Below are 3,379 nucleotides of genomic sequence, written 5' to 3'. Positions count from 1 at the left end.
TCGTCAGTCATGCGCCATTGTTCCAGATCAGGCTGTCACCAGCTCACTCGAGCACGATGCGGAAATCGACCCGGCGGTTCATCGCGCGGCCGGCATCATCGTCGTTCGAGGCGATCGGCTGTTCCTGACCGTAGCCAGTGGTGCTCAGCAGATTGCCGGCCACGCCCTTGCTGATCAGGTATTCGCGCACGGCTGCGGCGCGCTGCTTGGACAAGGTCATGTTGAAGGCGGCGCTGCCGACGTTGTCGGTATGGCCAGCGATCTCGGCCTTGATGTTGCCCTGGCCGGACAGCGCGCGGGCGAAACCATCGAGCACGTTGGTCGCCTGGCCGGTCAGCACTGCCGAGGCGGTTTCGAAGGTGACCGACTGCAGGCTGATGGTCTGCTCGACCGCGCAGCCCTGGCCGTCGACGGCGAGGCCGGCGGCAGTGTTCGGGCACTGGTCGCTGGTGTCGAGCACGCCGTCATGATCGGCATCGCCGTTGTCGACCGCGCAGCCGACTTCGTTGACGACGGCGCCGGCGACGGTATCCGGGCACTGATCCTTGGCGTCCTGCACGCCGTCGTGATCGGAATCGGCGAGGCAATCCTGACGGCCGGTGACCGGATCGACCACCGCCACGGCGCAGTCGGCTGGCGGCAGCGGCGCGGCCTTGTGGCTATGGCCGAACGACAGCGGGATATGCAGGCCGACCAGCGCCTGGAAATCGACCAGGAAGTTTTCGTTCGCCGGCGCCGAGTCCTTGGCGTTGTACTGCGCCAGACCCTTGATCTCGGTGCGCAGTCCCCAGCCCCAATCCCAGGAACCAAAGCGCAGCGGCAGCAGCAGGCCGGCACCGATATTGATTGCCGGATGGAAATGGCTATCGCCGCGCACGTCTTCGAGCACGGCGCCACCGCCGGTCAGCACATAGGGCTTGAAGCGCGGCAGCAACGGTGTCGAGAACTCATACATGCCGAAGTCGCGCACGTAGTTGAGCATCAGCGAATTCAGATAGTCCTTGCGGCCATCGAGATCACGCTTGCGCCCGACGCCGAGGAAGGACAGCTCCAGCGAGCTGTTGTCGTTGTAGGCCCAGCCCGCCGTGCCCTGAAAACCGTAACCGTTCTTCGACTCGCGCTGGCCGTCGCCGATCTCGTAGGCACCGAAGGCGCCGAGGTAGAACTCCTTCTCGCCCTGCTGATCGCCAGCGGAAAGCGCCATCGCCTGCGGTGCAGCCAGAACAGCGGCGCAGCCGAGCAGCAACAGCCAATTGCGGATTTGCGTAGTCATGCGGAAGGCTCAGTCCTGATTTTTTCGGTGGCGGAGTGTAGCGAAACGAGGCGACGCGCTGCCGCTCAGGCAGCCGGTGAAGCACGCAGCGCGCGGGCGCACTCCGGCACCAGCGCCGGGCCGCGGTAGATCAGGCCGGTGTAGATCTGCACCAGATCGGCACCGGCGGCACGCTTGGCGGCGGCATCGGCACCCGACATCACGCCGCCGACGCCGATCAAGGGAAAGTCCGGACCGACCCGTTCGCGCAGCTGCGCCAGGATCGCGTTCGAGGCTTTCAGCAGCGGCGCGCCGGACAGGCCACCGGTCTCGTGAGCGTGCGGCAGGCCGGCGACGGCTTCGCGGGCAATCGTGGTGTTGGTGGCGATCAGGCCATCGATGCCGTGACGGCGGGCGGCATCGGCGATGCCGATCAACGCTTCCTCGTCGATGTCCGGCGCGATCTTGACCAGGATCGGCCGGCGCACGCCGTAGCGCGCGGTCAGCTGTTCGCGGGCATCGCCGAGCGCCGACAGCAGCGAATCGAAGCGGCTGGCCTGCTGCAGTTCGCGCAGGCCCTTGGTATTCGGCGAGGAGATGTTGACGGTGATGTAGTCGGCCACCGCGTAGACCTTGTGCAGACAGGCCAGATAGTCGAGTTCGGCCTGCTCCATCGGCGTATCGGCGTTCTTGCCGATATTGATGCCGAGCACCGCGCGGCGGCGAATGCGGGCGGCGCGCTTGACCAGCGCATCGACGCCCTGGTTGTTGAAGCCCAGGCGATTGATCAGCGCCCGTTCCGAGGGCAGCCGGAACATCCGCGGCCGTGGATTGCCCGGCTGAGGACGCGGCGTCACGGTGCCGACTTCGATGAAGCCGAAGCCCATGCGATCGAAGGCCTCGATCGCTTCGCCGTTCTTGTCGAGCCCGGCGGCGAGGCCGATCCGGTTGCGGAAATCCAGACCCATCAAGCGGGTTGGATCATCGACGATGCGGCCGGACAGCAGGCCGCCAGACGCGGGATGGCGCGACAACATCGCCATGGTGAATTCGTGCGAGCGTTCGGCATCGAGCGCGAACAGTGCGCGCCGGGCCAGTCGGTAACCTTTCATCGGGGAATCAAACCTGCGGAAGCAAAGGGAAATCGTGGGTGCTAGGTATCTGCGCTCAGCACACCCGGCGGCGGGCCGACGCGCGGCCGCAGCGGCGTCATCATCGGCACCGGCACTTTCGGCAGCCGTTCCGGGCTGCGCTTGAAGCGCCACGGCAGCTCGCGCAAGCCCTGGCGCAGCACGTCGCGACCGAGGGTGAATGGCAGCCGGGCGGCGACCTTGGCGAGATCGCCGAACAGCCTGCGTCGGGTGTCGCCTTCGTACAGCGTGCCGTAGCTGCCGACCAGGGCCATCAGCGCCCGCGACAGATGCAGGAAATCACGGCGCAGCACCAAACCGGCCTGCTGGGTGTTGGCCATCAGCTGCAGCACGGTCTGGCCGCGACGATGCAGGCCGTCCATACCACCGGCGCGCAGCTCGCGGATGAAGCTGCGCGGGGTCAGCGGCGTGACGCCTTTCTTGCGCAAGGTGTCGTCGAGCAACTGGCGAATCTCGTGCCAGCGCATGCGATTGTCTTCGGGGTGCGTCGAGATCTGGATCAGCGCGTCGGTGAGCAGCGCGGTGTCGGCGAGGATCGCGCCGGCGAGATAATCCCAAACCGGCCGCCACTTGCCGTTTAGATCGACGACATTGCCCCAGTCGATCAGGTTCAGGCGGCCATCGGCGCCCACCATCAAATTGCCCGGGTGCAGGTCGCCATGCACCTCGCGATAGACCAGCGCGTGGAACAGCACGGTGCAGGTCAGCTGCTCGATGACCTTGCCCTGGAAGGCGCGGCGATCACGGCGCGGCAGGCGGTTCAGCGCTCGGCCGAGGCTCAGCGCATCGCCGAGGTATTCCATCTCCAGGATCCGCCGCGAGCTGCCGTACAGCTCCGGCACCCGCCACAGATCGGTGCCGCGCAGGCTGCGCTGGTAGAAGCGTTCGTGGTTGGCGGCCTCGGCCTCGAAATCGAGTTCTTCGATGAAACCGGCAACGAACTCGTCGACCTGCTCCTGCATCGCGCGCAGGAACG

General features: G+C 66.3%; 3 protein-coding genes. All 3 read right to left on the bottom strand.

Features of this window, described 5'->3' with window-relative positions; translation table 11 throughout:
• Positions 1 to 43: 43 nt before the first annotated feature.
• Positions 44 to 1,273 carry an OmpA family protein gene (locus QZY06_RS19175; RefSeq protein WP_295687132.1) on the bottom strand — a complete coding sequence of 410 codons (1,230 nt, stop codon included), beginning with the start codon at positions 1,271 to 1,273 and terminating at the stop codon, positions 44 to 46.
• Positions 1,274 to 1,338: 65 nt separating this feature from the next.
• Positions 1,339 to 2,364 carry a quinone-dependent dihydroorotate dehydrogenase gene (locus tag QZY06_RS19170; RefSeq protein ID WP_295687130.1) on the bottom strand — a complete coding sequence of 342 codons (1,026 nt, stop codon included), beginning with the start codon at positions 2,362 to 2,364 and terminating at the stop codon, positions 1,339 to 1,341.
• Between the two features lie 41 nt (positions 2,365 to 2,405).
• Positions 2,406 to 3,379 (bottom strand): AarF/UbiB family protein (locus QZY06_RS19165; RefSeq protein WP_295687128.1); only part of this gene is annotated, 974 nt, incomplete at its 5' end.

It is taken from the genome of uncultured Nevskia sp., assembly GCF_903885465.1.
Taxonomy (GTDB): domain Bacteria; phylum Pseudomonadota; class Gammaproteobacteria; order Nevskiales; family Nevskiaceae; genus Nevskia.
The sequence above is the reverse complement of the archived record's forward strand: the minus strand, read 5'-3'. Positions and strand labels throughout refer to the sequence as shown.

Coding starts and splice junctions, on each gene's coding strand:
- QZY06_RS19175 (WP_295687132.1), bottom strand. CDS start 1,273: ATGACTACGCAAATCCGCAATTGGCTGTTGCTGCTCGGCTGCGCCGCT.
- QZY06_RS19170 (WP_295687130.1), bottom strand. CDS start 2,364: ATGAAAGGTTACCGACTGGCCCGGCGCGCACTGTTCGCGCTCGATGCC.